Consider the following 16,768-nt stretch of genomic DNA (forward strand, 5'->3'; position numbering starts at 1 on the left):
CGAAGGCGAAAAACGATAAATGCGTACCCTGCCGAACACGACGTTAAAATTTGCTGCAACAGGTCGAAATTACGCAATCCTCCCCGCAAAATCAGAAAATCGGGCTATTTATCGACAAAACATTCAGGTGAAATGTGTTGTAACGCTGCATGACGTGCAGCAGCCGTGTATACTGTGCGGAGATTCACACTTCTGCTTTCTATATATCAACCTAATCAACTGAAACGTCATCATGGTCCAAGGTACGCTATACATCGTTTCCGCGCCCAGTGGGGCAGGAAAATCAAGCCTGATTCAGGCTTTGTTAAAAACACAACCGTTGTACGACACGCAGGTTTCTGTTTCACATACCACGCGTGCTAAGCGTCCAGGCGAGAATCACGGTGAACATTACTTCTTCGTTTCTGAAGATGAGTTCTGCCAGATGATTGATGACGAGGCTTTTCTTGAGCATGCCAAAGTATTTGAAAACTACTACGGCACCTCACGTTTAGCGATTGAGCAAGTGCTGGCAACTGGGGTTGATGTATTTTTAGATATCGACTGGCAAGGCGCGCAGCAAATTCGCGCAAAAATGCCCACCGCACGCAGTATTTTTATTTTGCCTCCCTCCAAAGAAGAATTGGATCGCCGCTTACGTGGCCGTGGGCAAGATAGCGAAGCGGTTATCGCTAAGCGTATGGCGCAAGCTGTCGCTGAGATGACCCACTACGCCGAGTATGATTATTTAATCGTAAATGATGATTTCAATCTGGCATTATCTGATTTGAAAACCATTATTCGCGCAGAACGCCTGCGTTTAGGCCGCCAGAAACAGCGGCATGACGCTTTAATCAGCAAATTATTGGCAGACTGAACAGAGTTTCAGTATCATGCCCAGTCATTTCGTCACCTGTGGAGTAGCAGAATTATGGCACGCGTAACTGTTCAAGACGCTGTAGAGAAAATTGGTAACCGTTTTGACCTGGTGTTGGTCGCTGCTCGTCGGGCACGTCAAATCCAGTCCGGTGGTAAAGACGCACTGGTTCCAGAAGAAAACGATAAAGTAACTGTGATTGCACTGCGTGAAATCGAAGAAGGCCTGATTACTAATCAGATTCTCGATGTTCGTGAACGCCAAGAACAGCAAGAGCAGGAAGCCGCAGAGATCCAAGCGGTAACCGCGATTGCTGAAGGTCGTCGTTAATTAGACTGCGAGTCTGCCTTGTACCTGTTTGAAAGCCTGAATCTGCTGATTCAACGTTACCTGCCAGAGGAGCAGATTAAGCGCCTCAAACAGGCATATCTTGTTGCACGTGATGCCCACGAGGGACAGACACGCTCCAGCGGTGAGCCATACATTACTCACCCCGTTGCTGTGGCCTGTATTCTCGCGGAGATGCGCCTCGATTACGAAACCTTAATGGCGGCGCTGTTACATGACGTCATTGAAGATACCCCTGCCACATATCAAGATATGGAGCAGTTATTTGGGAAAAGCGTAGCCGAGTTAGTCGAGGGTGTTTCTAAACTCGATAAGCTGAATTTCCGTGATAAGAAAGAAGCCCAAGCGGAAAACTTCCGCAAGATGATCATGGCGATGGTGCAAGATATCCGCGTCATTTTGATCAAATTGGCTGACCGCACTCACAACATGCGAACGTTGGGTTCTTTACGCCCCGATAAACGTCGTCGTATCGCCCGTGAAACCCTCGAGATATACAGCCCGCTGGCACATAGGCTGGGTATCCATCATTTAAAAACCGAGCTGGAAGAGCTGGGTTTTGAAGCGCTCTACCCTAACCGCTATCGTGTGATTAAAGAAGTGGTGAAAGCCGCGCGCGGTAACCGCAAAGAGATGATTCAGAAAATCTTAGCGGAAATTGAAGGGCGTCTGACTGAAGCAGGTATTCCTTGTCGGGTCAGTGGTCGTGAAAAGCATCTCTATTCCATCTATTGCAAGATGAACCTGAAAGAGCAGCGCTTTCACTCCATCATGGATATCTATGCTTTCCGAGTTATCGTAAAAGAAGTTGATACTTGCTACCGCGTGCTAGGTCAGGCTCACAGCCTGTATAAACCACGCCCTGGTCGAGTTAAAGACTATATCGCCATCCCTAAAGCTAACGGCTATCAATCGTTGCATACCTCATTAATTGGCCCTCATGGGGTGCCCGTTGAGGTGCAAATCCGTACCGAAGATATGGATCAGATGGCCGAAATGGGGGTTGCTGCACACTGGGCTTATAAAGAGCAGGGTGAGTCTGGCACAACCGCACAAATCCGCGCTCAGCGCTGGATGCAAAGCTTGCTGGAATTACAGCAAAGTGCGGGCAGTTCATTTGAATTTATTGAAAGCGTGAAGTCTGATCTCTTCCCTGATGAGATTTACGTTTTCACCCCCGAAGGACGCATTGTTGAGTTACCTGCGGGTGCGACACCTGTCGATTTTGCCTATGCCGTGCATACCGATATCGGCCATGCCTGTGTAGGTGCACGTGTTGACCGCCAACCTTATCCGCTTTCCCAGTCACTGAGTAGTGGTCAGACCGTAGAGATCATTACCGCGCCGGGTGCAAGGCCGAACGCCGCTTGGCTGAATTTTGTTGTCAGTTCAAAAGCCCGCGCCAAAATTCGCCAGTTACTGAAAAACCTTAAGCGTGATGAATCGGTCAGCCTTGGTCGCCGGTTATTGAATCATGCGTTAGGCAATGGCCGTAAAATCGCTGATATTCCTGAAGAAAATATCAAGCATGAATTGGACCGCATGAAGCTGGCGACGATGGATGATTTGCTGGCGGAAATCGGCTTGGGCAATGCCATGAGTGTCGTGGTGGCTAAAAACCTCTTGGGTGACCCTTCTACATTGGCAGCTTCTGGCACACGTAAATTGCCAATCAAAGGTGCTGACGGTGTATTAATCACTTTCGCTAAGTGCTGCCGCCCAATTCCTGGTGACCCAATTATTGCCCATATCAGTCCAGGCAAAGGCTTGGTTATCCATCATGAGTCTTGTCGTAATATTCGTGGCTACCAGAAAGAACCTGAGAAGTTTATGGCGGTTGAATGGGATCAGGAGACTGAGCAAGAGTTTATCGCTGAAATTAAGGTTGATATGTTCAACCAACAAGGCGCTCTGGCGAATCTCACCGCAGCAATTAATGCAGCTGAATCTAATATTCAAAGCCTGAATACCGAAGAAAAAGATGGTCGGGTATACAGCGCCTTTATTCGCCTGACTACCCGCGACCGGGTCCATCTGGCTAACATTATGCGTAAAATTCGTATCATGCCGGACGTGGTTAAAGTCAGCCGTAATCGTAACTAACGCCTATGAATCCTCAACGCTATGCGCGGATTTGTGAAATGCTTGCTACCAGACAGCCGGATCTGACGGTCTGTCTGGAGCAAGTTCATAAACCTCATAATGTCTCCGCGATTATTCGCACCGCTGATGCCGTCGGAATCCATCAGGTACATGCCATCTGGCCGACGACCGAAATGTACACGCGGCTCTCTTCTGCCGCGGGAAGTAACAGCTGGGTTCAGGTCAAAACACACCCCCATATTAGTGATGCTATCAGCCATCTGAAAGCGCAAGGCATGCAGGTATTAGCGACGCATTTATCTGATAAAGCCGTTGATTTTCGAGAGATCGACTATACCCGCCCAACCTGTATTTTGATGGGGCAAGAGAAAACGGGGATCTCCCAAGAAGCACTGGCGTTAGCCGATAAAGACATCATTATTCCGATGATCGGGATGGTGCAATCGCTTAATGTTTCTGTCGCTTCCGCACTTATTTTATATGAAGCTCAACGTCAGCGGCAAAACGCAGGCATGTATCAGCGTGGGCAAAGTGTTCTGCCACTCGAAGTACAGCAGCGGCTTTTATTTGAAGGGGGTTATCCCGTGTTGGCGCAAGTGGCTAAGCGGAAGGGACTGCCTCAGCCTCATATTGATGAACAAGGCCAGATTATTGCCGATCCGCAGTGGTGGTCAGCCATGCAAGCCACGGAGTCTTAAATGAAAGGCCGCCTGTTGGACGCCGTCCCCCTGAGTACACTTTCTGGTGTGGGTGCCAGTCAGGCTGGGAAACTGGCCAAAATGGGCCTCGAAACCATTCAAGATTTATTGCTTCACCTTCCACTGCGTTATGAAGACCGTACTCGTCTATACCGTATTGGTGATCTTTTACCCGGTCTTTCTGTCACCGTAGAAGGTGAAGTTCTGCGCTCTGACATCAGTTTTGGTCGACGCCGTATGATGACCTGCCAAATCAGCGATGGTAGCGGCGTTTTGACCCTGCGCTTTTTTAACTTCAATGCCGCCATGAAAAATAGCCTGTCACCGGGCAAGCATGTTATTGCCTATGGCGAAGCCAAGCGGGGCAATACGGGGCCAGAAATCATTCATCCTGAATATCGGGTGCATGGCGAAAATATTGGCGTTGAATTGCAAGAATCCCTGACACCTGTTTATCCCACCACAGAAGGGATTCGTCAGGCAACACTGCGCAAGCTAATTGATCAAGCTCTGGCCATGTTGGATACCTGCGTCATTGCTGAGTTATTACCGATAGAATTAAGTCGCTCGCTGATTAGCCTGCCTGAAGCTATTCATACATTGCATCGCCCACCCGCTGATATCCAACTGATTGACTTAGAGCAAGGGAAACATCCTGCACAGCGGCGGCTGATTATGGAAGAGTTACTGGCCCATAATCTCAGCATGTTAGCCGTTAGAGCGGGTGCTCAGAGCTATCGGGCACTGCCTTTGTTGGCAGAAGATGAGCTGAAGCAACGTTTTCTAGCTGCACTACCGTTCACCCCCACGCACGCCCAACAGCGAGTGGTGGCAGAAATTGAACAGGACATGACGCATAATTTTCCGATGATGCGACTGATTCAAGGGGATGTGGGATCTGGTAAAACATTGGTTGCCGCACTGGCGGCACTACGTGCTATTGCTCATGGCAAACAAGTGGCGTTGATGGCCCCGACCGAATTGCTCGCAGAACAGCATGCCAATACCTTCCGCCAATGGTTAGAACCATTAGGTTTGGAGGTGGGCTGGCTCGCTGGGAAGCAAAAAGGCAAAGCGCGACTGGCGCAGCAAGATGCCATAGCCAGTGGTCAGGTTGCAATGGTCGTTGGCACCCACGCGATGTTTCAGGAACAAGTCCGTTTTTCCGGACTGGCACTGGTCATTATTGATGAGCAACATCGCTTCGGTGTTCATCAACGGCTCGCGTTATGGGAAAAAGGCGAGGAGCAAGGGTTCCACCCGCATCAGCTCATTATGACGGCCACTCCAATTCCCCGAACGCTCGCCATGACCGCCTACGCGGATCTCGATACCTCCGTGATTGATGAACTGCCGCCGGGAAGAACCCCCGTGACAACCGTCGCCATCCCCGATACCCGCCGCAGCGATGTGATTCAACGGGTTAAAAATGCTTGTCTGGAAGAGGGCCGCCAAGCGTACTGGGTTTGTACCTTGATTGAAGAATCTGAAGTGCTCGAAGCCCAAGCCGCCGAAGTGACGTGTGAAGAGCTAAAAAATGCCTTGCCGGAGATTAAAGTCGGCTTAGTGCATGGGCGGATGAAAGGCGCCGAAAAACAGGCCGTTATGCTGGCATTTAAGCAGGGTGAATTGCAGTTATTGGTCGCGACAACCGTGATTGAGGTCGGCGTAGACGTACCGAACGCAAGCTTGATGATCATCGATAACCCTGAACGCTTGGGATTAGCACAACTGCACCAATTGCGTGGTCGCGTAGGCCGAGGCGCTGTCGCCTCACACTGCGTACTGCTCTACAAAACGCCACTGAGCAAGACTGCCCAAATGCGTTTGCAAGTATTGCGCGACAGTAACGATGGTTTTGTTATTGCACAACGCGACTTAGAAATCCGTGGCCCTGGCGAATTATTAGGCACTCGGCAGACGGGGAATGCAGAGTTCAAAGTGGCCGATTTACTGCGTGACCAAGCCATGATCCCCGAAGTGCAGCGCGTCGCTCGTCATCTGCATCAGCAATACCCCGAACATGCTCGCGCATTAATTGAGCGTTGGTTACCCGAGCGAACGCGCTATACGAACGCATAATATTGACCAGTTTGAAATTTATTGCTGATTGAATGAATCAGAGGCAGCCTAACCTAACAAATAGGCCGCCCCAAACCCGATTACCCAATGACTGTAGGGAAGATGGGTAATAGTAGATAAAGTTTAATCACGAGCACATTGACGATATCAATGAAGAACGCCCCCACCATCGGTACCACCAAAAAGGCCAAATGAGAGGGACCAAAACGGTCAGTGATCGCCTGCATATTAGCGATGGCCGTCGGTGTTGCACCTAGACCAAAGCCACAGTGCCCTGCCGCCAGTACCGCCGCATCATAGTTTTTCCCCATCACCCGATAAGTGACAAAAATAGCGTATAGCGCCATCACCAACGCCTGTGCCGACAGGATAACCAGCATCGGCAAGGCCAAAGATGCCAACTCCCACAGTTTTAGGCTCATTAATGCCATCGCTAAAAACAGTGACAAACTGACGTTCCCCAGCACCGAGACCGCGCGATCAAACACTTTATAAAAACCAATTGTCGACAGCGTATTACTGAGGATCACCCCAACAAATAGTACGCAGACGAAGGTGGGCAGCTCAAACATCGTGCCCTGTAGCCAGCCGGAAATCACATGGCCCGCCATCAAACAAATGGCAATCATGGCGATAGTTTCGACCAACACTAGCGATGTAATCATGCGGCCAGCAGAGGGTTTTTCAAACGCAGAAGGCACTTCGCTGTCTTCTGGTGAGCCGTCAGGGGTGGAAGAGTGCTTGACCAAATAACGGGCCACTGGGCCGCCAATCAACCCACCGAGGACTAAACCAAAGGTCGCACAGGCCATCGCGACTTCAGTCGCATTTTCAAAGCCATAGCGCTCAACAAACACTTTACTCCACGCCGCACCAGTGCCATGACCACCCGATAAGGTAATGGAGCCGGCCAATAATCCCATCAATGGGTCTAGTCCCATCAACTTCGCGAGGGCAACCCCAATCGCATTCTGCACGAGCAGTAAACCGACGACGACAAAGACAAAAATACTCAGCGCCTTGCCACCCGCACGTAAACTGGCCAAATTAGCATTCAGCCCGATGGTCGCAAAGAATGCCAACATCAAGGGATCTTTCAGTGACATGTCAAAACTGATTTCCCAGCCGAGTGTCTTTTGCATCAGCAGCATCATAAATGCCACGAGCAAACCACCAGCGACCGGTTCGGGAATGGTGTATTTTTTTAGAAAAGGGACAGTTTTTACGAGTTTACGGCCTAGCAGTAAAACCAAACAGGCCGCGACGAGCGTGCCATAGGTATCGAGATGAAACATCTTGGTACTCCATGCGATTAAAATATCGAATAAAAATATGACGTTAGACAGTTCCTTAATAAACGCCAAAGCTGTAGAGGGGGGATTAGAAAAAAAATCTCGCCTAATTACAAGTTTAGCCGTTAAAAAAATTGGCTGATTGATGGAGAGAAATATTTATAAAAATGCAGCGCAACCGATTGCTTTTGTGAGGCGGATCATTAAAATGCCCTCTTTGCCGATCAGGGTATTCCATTCCATGTCTACGCAATCTGCCGAACTTGATGCGCCACAGCAGCCAACCACTCGTCCGAGTGAATTAATATATCGTTTAGAAGACCGCCCACCTCTTGCCCAAACACTGTTTGCCGCCTGCCAGCATTTATTGGCGATGTTTGTCGCAGTCATTACTCCTGGCCTACTCATTTGTCAGGCACTTGGATTACCGGCAGAAGATACTCAGCGTATTATCAGCATGTCCTTGTTTGCCTCGGGTTTGGCATCGCTACTGCAGATTAAAACGTGGGGACCGGTAGGCTCTGGCCTGTTATCGATTCAGGGCACCAGTTTTAACTTTGTTTCGCCGCTGATTATGGGTGGGCTGGCGCTGAAAAATGGGGGGGCTGATATCCCAACGATGATGGCAGCACTGTTCGGTACCCTGATGGTCGCTTCCTGTACCGAAATTATTCTCTCGCGCTTCTTACATTTGGCGCGCCGAATTATCACCCCATTAGTGTCTGGGATTGTGGTGATGATTATCGGTCTATCATTGATTCAAGTTGGCCTGACATCCATTGGCGGCGGCTATGCTGCGATGAGTGACAATACCTTCGGCGCCCCGAAAAACCTGTTATTAGCCGGTGCCGTTTTGGCGGTGATTATTTTGCTAAACCGCCAACGTAACCCTTACTTGCGCGTGGCCTCGTTAGTTATCGCCATGGCGGTCGGTTATTTATTGGCTTGGTCATTGGGGATGCTGCCTGAGAGCCGTCCAGTCGTGGATACCGCTCTGATTACCATTCCTACACCCTTGTTCTATGGGTTGTCTTTTGACTGGAATCTACTCATACCACTGATGCTCATCTTTATGGTGACGTCTCTCGAAACCATCGGTGATATCACGGCGACCTCAGATGTGTCAGAGCAACCGGTTCATGGCCCGCTATATATGAAGCGCCTGAAAGGGGGAGTGCTGGCTAATGGCTTGAACTCTATGCTGTCTGCGGTGTTCAACACCTTCCCTAACTCCTGCTTTGGCCAGAATAATGGGGTGATTCAACTGACGGGTGTTGCCAGCCGTTATGTCGGTTTTGTTGTCGCGTTGATGTTGATTGTTCTGGGCCTGTTCCCTGCGGTTGCCGGATTTGTGCAGCATATCCCTGAGCCGGTTCTGGGAGGCGCAACTCTCGTCATGTTCGGCACTATTGCTGCTTCTGGCGTGCGTATTGTGTCGCGTGAAACCCTGAATCGCCGCGCAATTATGATTATGGCGTTATCATTAGCGGTCGGTATGGGTGTCGCACAACAACCGATGATCCTGCAATTTGCACCTGACTGGATCAAAACACTGCTCTCTTCTGGGATTGCCGCCGGTGGTATCACTGCCATCGTGCTTAACTTACTCTTCCCACAAGAAAAATAATCTCTACACTCATTCATCACTGAAATGGCCGGTCGTAAACGATACCGGCCATTTTTTTATGTACTGATGATAGATTGTCGCTTGAGCTAATGGACAATTTGCGGCATAAACAGAGTTCCTTGTATCGAAAGGCGTGGATTTACCAGATGAAATTTCTCGGGAAAGTGCTGCTAACGTTATTATTACTCTTGGTGCTATCCGTAGTGCTCTGCTACGTATTACTCCAGACCCGCTGGGCCGCCGAATGGCTGAGCCGCTGGGTTAGTGATAACAGCGAATATCAACTTTCTCTGGGGAAGATAGATCACTCCTGGTCCACACCTGGGCAAATCAGTTTGACTGATGTGACGTTCGGGCGCGACAATCAGCCCCCTCTACTTGTAGCCCAACAGACGCTCCTTGGTCTGAGCTGGCGGCAACTCACCGAACCTCGTCATCTTCTTAGCCTGAATTTGCAAAATGGCAGTTTAACCCTTAGCAACAGTCCCTCCCCACTGCCTTTACAGGCTGATACCCTGCAATTAACCAATATGGTGCTGAATACGACGATTGAGCCAACAAATTCAGCAGGCCAATGGAAAATGACTGGCCAGCAAGTCACGGGGGGGTTAGTGCCGTGGCAGCCGATGGCAGGTAATAGTCTGGGGGAAAATGCTAAATTTCAGTTTAGTGCCGGTACATTGACCATTAATGGCATCGTCGCACAGCGACTCTATGTGCAAGGTTCGATAGACAAAAATGCACTGACACTGACGACATTCGGTGCTGATATCGCTCAAGGGGAACTAACAGGTAATGCCAGCCAATCCGCTGATGGCAGTTGGATAGTGGATCGCCTGCGCCTCAGTAATATTCGCCTGCAAACCTCCGCGACCGTAGACGATGTTTGGGATACTTTTTTAAAACTGCCGCCAATAACATTGAAACGTTTGGATTTGATTGATGCACGAGTCGAAGGGAATAATTGGGCCTTCAATGATCTCGACCTGATGCTAAAAAACATCACCTTTAAGCAGGGTGATTGGCAAAGTGATGAGGGAGAAATGTCCTTCAATGCAGGCGATATTATTAAAGGTAATATTCATCTGATTGACCCGATCGCCACCTTTGCTTTATCGCCCGCTGGCGTGGCGATTAATCAGTTCTCAACACGTTGGCAGGATGGCCTGCTAAGAACTCAAGGGCTTTGGGCTCGTGATACCCATCGCCTGCAACTGAATGAACTGACCCTAGTCGCTCTGGTTTATACCTTACCCAGCGATTGGAAACAGCAATGGCAACAAACTTTGCCCAAGTGGCTGTCTGACGTCTATGTGGGGAAATTAAATGGTAGCCGTAACTTGTTGATTGATATCAGCCCAGACTTCCCTTTCCAGATAACGTCATTGGATATGGCTGGCACCAACTTACTGTTAGCCAAAAATCATCAGTGGGGTGTTTGGTCGGGGTCACTGATGTTGAACGCAGGTAATGCGACCTTCAATAAAAATGATGTTCGCCGCCCGTCTCTGTCGTTAAGTGCCAATGAACAACAAATTGCCTTGAGCGAGTTAAGTGCGTTTACCCGCGCGGGCTTACTGGAAGCGACCGCCAGCATTGAGCAAAACCCTGCTCGAGCATTCTCATTGTCGTTGACCGGCCGTTCTGTTGATTTGGATATTTTGCAAAACTGGGGCTGGCCAGCGTTACCACTGCAAGGTCTGGGTAATTTGAAATTGCAGATAAAAGGCAGTCTGGCAGCAGATACCCCATTGAAACCCACCGTTAATGGCGCCTTACAAGCCACTGACAGCCATGGGCAGCAAGTTAATCAAGTGATGCAGCATGGTGAAGTGCATAGCAACGTAAGCCAATAAGCGCGCTAAAAACGTAGTAGCCATTTCGGCACCGAATACGAAGTAGCGAACTATCGATGAAAGGCATTGCAGCGTTAGGCTAACCGATAAACAACCCAGATAGACTTTGTTTATCGGTTGACTGTTTTACAAGGTAGACTGCTTTATAACGTAGATTCACTAGCTAATAGTTAACCATAAACCAGCAAACTCATAGCCACTCTCTTGCTTAAATTTATCTACGGTTGGATCACCCCAATCGTTATCACGAATGCCGGTGCCGGGATCGTAATACAACCCATCGGAATCACGTGCCAGTATATGAAGCGCGTGTGGGCCAGAAGTCACACAAATCAATTGCACTTCCCCAGCGTTAGGCGCGGCGTAATTGGCATTCGTGTGAACATGTTCTGGGCCAACAACATCCACACACGCAGCCTGTTCATCAGGATACGCCTCCCCTAAAACAATTAACCCTTCAGTGGTGATATTCACCGATACTGCACGATGGAAATCCATCGCAACTGCGGCCATTGCTGCCGGTGAATTGTATCCTCCACCTGCCACGTTTGGCCCTCCAGCGGGGTTAAGTATGCCTGTTAGACCATAGATTTTGCTCTTAGCCGTAACAAAATCATCACCTTGGGTAATCACATTCGTATTGTCCTTATAGATAATGATGGTACTTTCCGGCCAAGGCGCAAAGGCAGCCAATGTGGCAGTGAGTGCATAAGCACCGCATTCATTACTGGCCGGTGGTTGCGTCAATTGGTTAACAGGGTTTGGGTGTTGGCCTAACAGTAGATTCAGTGGAATGCTGGTTGTCAGATTCGGCATATAGCCTCCTAATAGAAATCGTAAAATTCAACATAAGTGGTCATACAGGAACGGCGCAGTTGATCAGGCTGGCCGTCTTCAGAGAAGCATTAAGACGCTGCAGTGACCGTCCATGTACCTTGAGGGTTATAGGTCACGTTAAAGGCGGTGATGCCTTGCGTGGTATCGCAAATTGCAGAACCGACGGATGAAGTGGAGAAATTAATCACCGTCCCCGGCTGGTAAGTCCCTGTTTGGACGTAGAAACTCAGCACCGGTTGGCAATCGATATTTTTGCTCGGCTCAGCATTGATAAAGCTAGATAGGACCGTGCCACCACTGGCGCTTTGCACTGCTAACCCTGCATTCAACACTTCAGTGATCGGGTTGAACGCAGGCGTGATAATGCGATAAGCACCGGGTTGTACGCCTTCGGTATAGCTGGCAGGTGACAAACCAAGCGAAGGGTCCACTGAAAGTAGTGTGGTGTTTGCGGTTTGTACCCCCGCCGTCGCAGAGGTTAAATCGATAGGTTGGCTAGAGGTGATGTAGCCAGAGTCTTGCCCGACCGACAGATTCGGTAACTGAGTTTGAGCACCAGCATAGAATTGCATTAAGCATTCAAAGGTCAGCACAGAACCTGAGCTAGCGAACGGCTGCAACACTTCTTGGTAGATACTGTTGGAGTAGACTTTAGCGCCACCGGTATAAATTGCCGGTTTTTGGAAGAAGAAGAAATCCTGCGCTGTTGGGCTGTTATTGATTACGTTGATTGTATATAGAGTACTCATATTGTATTCCTTATGTATTTAGAGGGAGACATCATGAGGTAGCTCGTTTATTTCGCTACCCACAGTACAAATTGCAACCGGCGTGCCAACCAATTAACACATTGATTTTCAATCATTAATTAATTAATCAAGTGTAGAAAAACCCATAAAGTGGACGATTCTGTCCAAGGAAAAAAGAAGATTGGCCGAAAACGACCACGAAGGCTGATGCCTATTTAATTCGGTTGATCTAACTCGGCTAATAATTGAGTGGCTCGGCTGACAATGGGTGGGCCCCCTTGAGAATCAATGCTTTTCAGGATGCTGGACAGCAAGGTAATGGCTTCCGGCTTTCGCTGTGTTTGCGCTAATAAGCTGGCCAACTCATGAGTTGCGGCGATTTGAGCGGGCACAATACCCAATGCCTGCGCGGTCGCGATGGCGCAACGGAACCCTTGTTCAGCGCCGGTGGCATCACTTAATGCCCATCTGGCGCGAGCTTGGATAATCATCAGCTCACTGAGATAAGCACGCTCTTGGTGTTTGAACGCCAAATCTAACGCCTGAGATATCAAGATGTCGCACTGTTGTGGCTGACCGGAGAGGAGTAATAGTTCGCCACGTTTCCATGCGTGGAAGGAGTGAAAGAGCTTCCCGCCCTCGCTGAATAGATGGGTATCAAAACCGTCGATCATATATTGTTCTGCTTGCACATAATCATGCTGCATCAGCAGATAACACCCTTTTAATACCTTCCCCAGTCCCTGATAAAAAGCAAAGCCATATTGCTGTGTCTGTATTTCTAATGCGTGGGTTAAGGGTCCTAAACGACCCCTGTCTTCGAATAAACAGGCCAGCCATGCTGCCCCTCGTAGAGAGATAACACGATGAAAAACAATTAACGTCTCATCATGACCTCGTAATTCCAGTTTTTTGGCTATCTCTTTGGCTCGCTTAAACTTACCCCGTTGAAATGATGCCAACCCTTCTAACGTTAGTGCCATGCCGAATAAATCCAAGCCTTGTTGGTCGGTATATTCAGCGGAAGAATTGAGTAATTTGCTACGAGCCAAGCAGGTCAAGACCTCCTGATTATCGCCAAGCCAAAACAGGGTACTGGCTAATGCGATATGCGCTTCACCCCATATCAATGCTGTTTTTTCTGTTTGCCCGTGTTGCAACAACTCCTGGGCCAGAGTACGCACATGAGGTAATTCCAGCGCCATTAGCTGCGCTGACCAACGCCAAAAAAACAGCCCCGCCAGCTCGGATTCATCACCCGTTTTTTTTCCCAATGAAATGGCATCGTTATGATATTTCAGCGCATCATGACTTAACCAACCATGCAATATTTGATAGCTGAGGCTCAGTTGACGATAGAGGTTGTAATGTAGCTGCCGAACTTCTTCATCTAGCGTAATTCCTGCCAACAGTTGTAAGCCTTTTTGTAAATCCGCGATGGCTTCATGATAGGCAGCACTTTGCATGAGGCGCATTCCGGTTTGCAAATGCTGTAGGGCGATGGGCCGCTTATCCATCCGGCCATGGATACGCCGTTCCACCGATTTACGACTGATACCCAATAATTGTGCCGCGGCTGTTTTATTTCCCGTCGTGCGCTGTAATGCACGCTCAATCAGTAATTGTTCCACCACCTCCAGTTTATCGCCTCCCGGTAGTGCCAGCATGGCGTCAGCAAGCAGATCCGATGATAGTTTCACCTCAAGCTGCGCAGTCGGCATAAACGTGTCGAGTACTTCGCGAGTGATTAAGTGGGTATCCGATAATGCCGCTAACCTGTCCACTAGGTTACGTAGTTCTCGCACGTTTCCCGGCCAAGGATACTGTTGTAAGTGAGACATGGCGTGGGCATTGAAGACTAAACGGTGAGTTTGCAGTGAGGCGAAATATTCGATTAATGCAGGAATGTCCTCTTTGCGCTGGTTGAGGGCAGGAATATCCAGCGTGATGACCCCGAGGCGGTAATAGAGATCTTCCCTAAACACCCCGCTTTTGACTTGAGTCAGTAAGTTCCGGTGAGTCGCGGCAACCACTCGCCCTTTAAAATGGCGCACATCACTACTGCCGATGGGCCGAAAAGTGCGTGTTTCTAATGCGCGTAGCAGTTTAGGCTGTACCGATAATGGCATTTCACCAATTTCATCTAAGAAGAGGGTGCCACTTCCGACCATTTCCAAATGGCCTCGCCGATCACCCGCAGCACCCGTAAATGCGCCTCTCACATGGCCAAATAGTTCCGCTTCAACCAAGTGCTCAGGGATGGCCCCACAGTTAAGATCGATAAAAGGTGCTGACGGGTTTTTACTATGTTGATGGACTAATTGAGCAATCACTTCTTTTCCGCAACCGGTAGGGCCACAAATCAGCAAGCTTTGCTGCGAAGGTGCAACCTTCTCAACTAACCGTAAAAGTTGTCTAAAGGCTTCGGATGAACCAATAACATTAATTGATGAATGGCTATCATCTACCGGCATATCTCCCTCCTTGACACCAAGGATGGGGAAATAAAATCGAACCATCTGGAGGTGATTTCTGTGATGACAATATGGGGAAAATTAACAACTAAATTAATTTTTATTAATTTATATCAACAAGTTTAGTGACATTGTTTTTTGGACACCTGCCTAATATGAGACTGATCACCTCACCTTTAAAATGGAAGAAAAGATTATCACGAATATATAACTGTAAGTTATCTATTGGATATTGCACATGTCCTTCTAAGAAATTCCGTAAATAGTGCGGACGGTCACAGGAAAAAGAAATCGTGAAGGAAATGACGGGGAGGGAATAAAAGCGGCCCGTTCATCGGTTACCGGTTGAACGGGCAGTGCTTGGGCGAGCAGTATAAAAAAATAGTACACATGCCGATTTTAGCGGACGGCATCATCCCCAGCAGCAACGGGGAGAACCATGTAAGTTCCCGAAAAGACGGAACCCGCATCTTCATCGCCGAATAATTTTACGTCTAATTGCACTCTGGCGCGCCGGCCACGGGCTAACCGGTCCAGGTCGCCACTTAGCGAGCTCAGTTCAGCCACTGCTCGCGGCCTACCTGTTACCGGTGCACTGTAGCGGATGTGTGCATCAACGAGAATAATGGTGCCGCCTAAATGGCGTTCGCGCAGTAATAGCCAAATCAACCCCCAGCCGGTCAGGGTTGCCAGCGAGAAAAGGCTGCCTGCAAATAGGGTATGGTGCGGATTTTGATTGCCCGCCTCTGGCATAGTGGTCACAAAACGTTGGCCAGTATATTGGCTGATACGTACGCCCATTTTTTCACTGAGTGGAATATGGTCATACCATGCTTGTTGCAACTGACCGCACCAATCGGGGCGATGCAAAATGTCATCCATGGTCGCCACTGGCTTAATCATTAAAAAGTGGCGCACGGGCGTCGTTTGCGGAGCGGTTATCTCCCCTTGGCTGACAAACCCTAACTTGGCAAAGAAATCGACTGCATCTTCACGGGCGCTACAAACAACCCGCTTCACGCCTTCCTGACGCGCCACCGACTCTAAGGTCATCGCAACCAGAGTCCCTAGCCCTTTATCACGGACATTGGGGTCAACGGCCAGAAAACGAATAGCGGCTTCATTATCAGCATTAATATACAACCGGCCAATGGCAACGGGTTTACCCTGCTCATCCACCACCATTTGGTGATGGGCCATCGCGTCATAAGCATCTTTTTCTGAACCCACGGGTTGGTGCAATGGCTTGCGTAACATCTCCCAACGGAATTGATAATAGTCTTTGAGTTCTTGTTCTGTTATGGGCACACGCAAGTGGTACATAGGCACATTCTCTCTTTAATATTATCAATAAAATCTATGGCTTAACCCTCAATCCATGTCATAAGCCCAAGTCATATCCAACCGCTAAACTTGTAACCAAAACGTCACTGGGCCATCGTTGACCAAGCTGACTTTCATATCCGCTGCAAATAATCCCGTTTCAGTTTTTACACCACGCTCACGGCACTGAGCAACAAAATACTGATAAAGACGATCCGCTTCTGCGGGTATTGCTCCTCGGGAGAAGCTCGGCCTCATGCCTTTTTGGGTATCGGCAACCAAGGTAAATTGTGAAACCACCAGCACACTGCCCCCTGCTTGCTGGACGTTGAGATTCATTTTGTCGTTTTCATCACCAAAGATACGATATCCCAACACCCGCTCACATAAACGTTGTGCTTTTTGCTCGGTATCTCCCTGTTCCACACCGAGTAATATCAATAATCCTGGGCCAATCTCACCCACAATATTCCCATCTACCACCACATTGGCGCTGAGCGCCCGTTGAATCAACGCAATCATA

The 16,768-nt window shown here is 48.9% G+C and carries 13 protein-coding genes; 7 read left to right on the top strand and 6 right to left on the bottom strand.

Annotated features, from left to right (window positions below):
• Window positions 1-232 precede the first annotated feature (232 nt).
• The 5 genes from gmk to recG are packed head-to-tail and all read left to right on the top strand — an operon-like array spanning window position 233 to window position 6,087.
• Window positions 233-856, top strand: coding sequence for a guanylate kinase (gmk, locus tag DA391_RS22695; RefSeq protein ID WP_050082741.1), 624 nt, complete (start codon window positions 233-235; stop codon window positions 854-856).
• Between the two features lie 54 nt (window positions 857-910).
• On the top strand, window positions 911-1,186 hold the full coding sequence (gene rpoZ, locus DA391_RS22700) for a DNA-directed RNA polymerase subunit omega (RefSeq protein WP_004392061.1): 276 nt from the start codon (window positions 911-913) through the stop codon (window positions 1,184-1,186).
• An 18-nt stretch (window positions 1,187-1,204) separates the two neighbouring features.
• Window positions 1,205-3,307, top strand: a complete 2,103-nt coding sequence (gene spoT / locus DA391_RS22705) for a bifunctional GTP diphosphokinase/guanosine-3',5'-bis pyrophosphate 3'-pyrophosphohydrolase (protein ID WP_049608753.1) — start codon at window positions 1,205-1,207, stop codon at window positions 3,305-3,307.
• A gap of 5 nt (window positions 3,308-3,312) precedes the next feature.
• Window positions 3,313-4,005, top strand: coding sequence for a tRNA (guanosine(18)-2'-O)-methyltransferase TrmH (gene trmH / locus DA391_RS22710; protein ID WP_050082740.1), 693 nt, complete (start codon window positions 3,313-3,315; stop codon window positions 4,003-4,005).
• Window positions 4,006-6,087 carry an ATP-dependent DNA helicase RecG gene (recG, locus tag DA391_RS22715; protein WP_019213089.1) on the top strand — a complete coding sequence of 694 codons (2,082 nt, stop codon included), beginning with the start codon at window positions 4,006-4,008 and terminating at the stop codon, window positions 6,085-6,087.
• An 80-nt stretch (window positions 6,088-6,167) separates the two neighbouring features.
• Here the strand turns inward: recG and gltS are convergent, their stop codons facing one another.
• The gene (gltS, locus tag DA391_RS22720) at window positions 6,168-7,382 is read right to left on the bottom strand and encodes a sodium/glutamate symporter (protein ID WP_050082739.1); all 1,215 of its coding nucleotides are present in this window, start codon (window positions 7,380-7,382) and stop codon (window positions 6,168-6,170) included.
• 238 nt (window positions 7,383-7,620) lie between these two features.
• Here gltS and DA391_RS22725 point away from each other — a divergent pair, with 238 nt between their 5' ends.
• Window positions 7,621-9,006: a uracil-xanthine permease family protein gene (locus tag DA391_RS22725; protein ID WP_050082738.1), complete on the top strand. Its 1,386-nt coding sequence runs from the start codon at window positions 7,621-7,623 to the stop codon at window positions 9,004-9,006.
• A 146-nt stretch (window positions 9,007-9,152) separates the two neighbouring features.
• Entirely contained in the window at window positions 9,153-10,862 is a 1,710-nt protein-coding gene (locus DA391_RS22730; RefSeq protein WP_108088223.1) for an AsmA family protein, read from the top strand.
• Window positions 10,863-11,021: 159 nt separating this feature from the next.
• Here the strand turns inward: DA391_RS22730 and DA391_RS22735 are convergent, their stop codons facing one another.
• From DA391_RS22735 to dtd, 5 genes are all read right to left on the bottom strand, one after another.
• Entirely contained in the window at window positions 11,022-11,678 is a 657-nt protein-coding gene (locus tag DA391_RS22735) for a hypothetical protein (protein WP_050082736.1), read from the bottom strand.
• A gap of 89 nt (window positions 11,679-11,767) precedes the next feature.
• Window positions 11,768-12,448, bottom strand: coding sequence for a hypothetical protein (locus DA391_RS22740; RefSeq protein ID WP_057643347.1), 681 nt, complete (start codon window positions 12,446-12,448; stop codon window positions 11,768-11,770).
• Window positions 12,449-12,663: 215 nt separating this feature from the next.
• Window positions 12,664-14,922: a sigma-54 interaction domain-containing protein gene (locus tag DA391_RS22745; protein WP_050082734.1), complete on the bottom strand. Its 2,259-nt coding sequence runs from the start codon at window positions 14,920-14,922 to the stop codon at window positions 12,664-12,666.
• Window positions 14,923-15,321: 399 nt separating this feature from the next.
• A complete protein-coding gene (gene fabY, locus DA391_RS22750) occupies window positions 15,322-16,245 on the bottom strand; it encodes a fatty acid biosynthesis protein FabY (protein WP_050082733.1) in 924 nt (307 codons plus the stop codon).
• A gap of 84 nt (window positions 16,246-16,329) precedes the next feature.
• Complete coding sequence (gene dtd / locus DA391_RS22755; RefSeq protein WP_049608777.1) at window positions 16,330-16,767, bottom strand: D-aminoacyl-tRNA deacylase; 438 nt, start codon at window positions 16,765-16,767, stop codon at window positions 16,330-16,332.
• Between the last annotated feature and the right edge of the window lies 1 nt (window position 16,768).

Source organism: Yersinia massiliensis (genome assembly GCF_003048255.1).
GTDB lineage: Bacteria > Pseudomonadota > Gammaproteobacteria > Enterobacterales > Enterobacteriaceae > Yersinia > Yersinia massiliensis_A.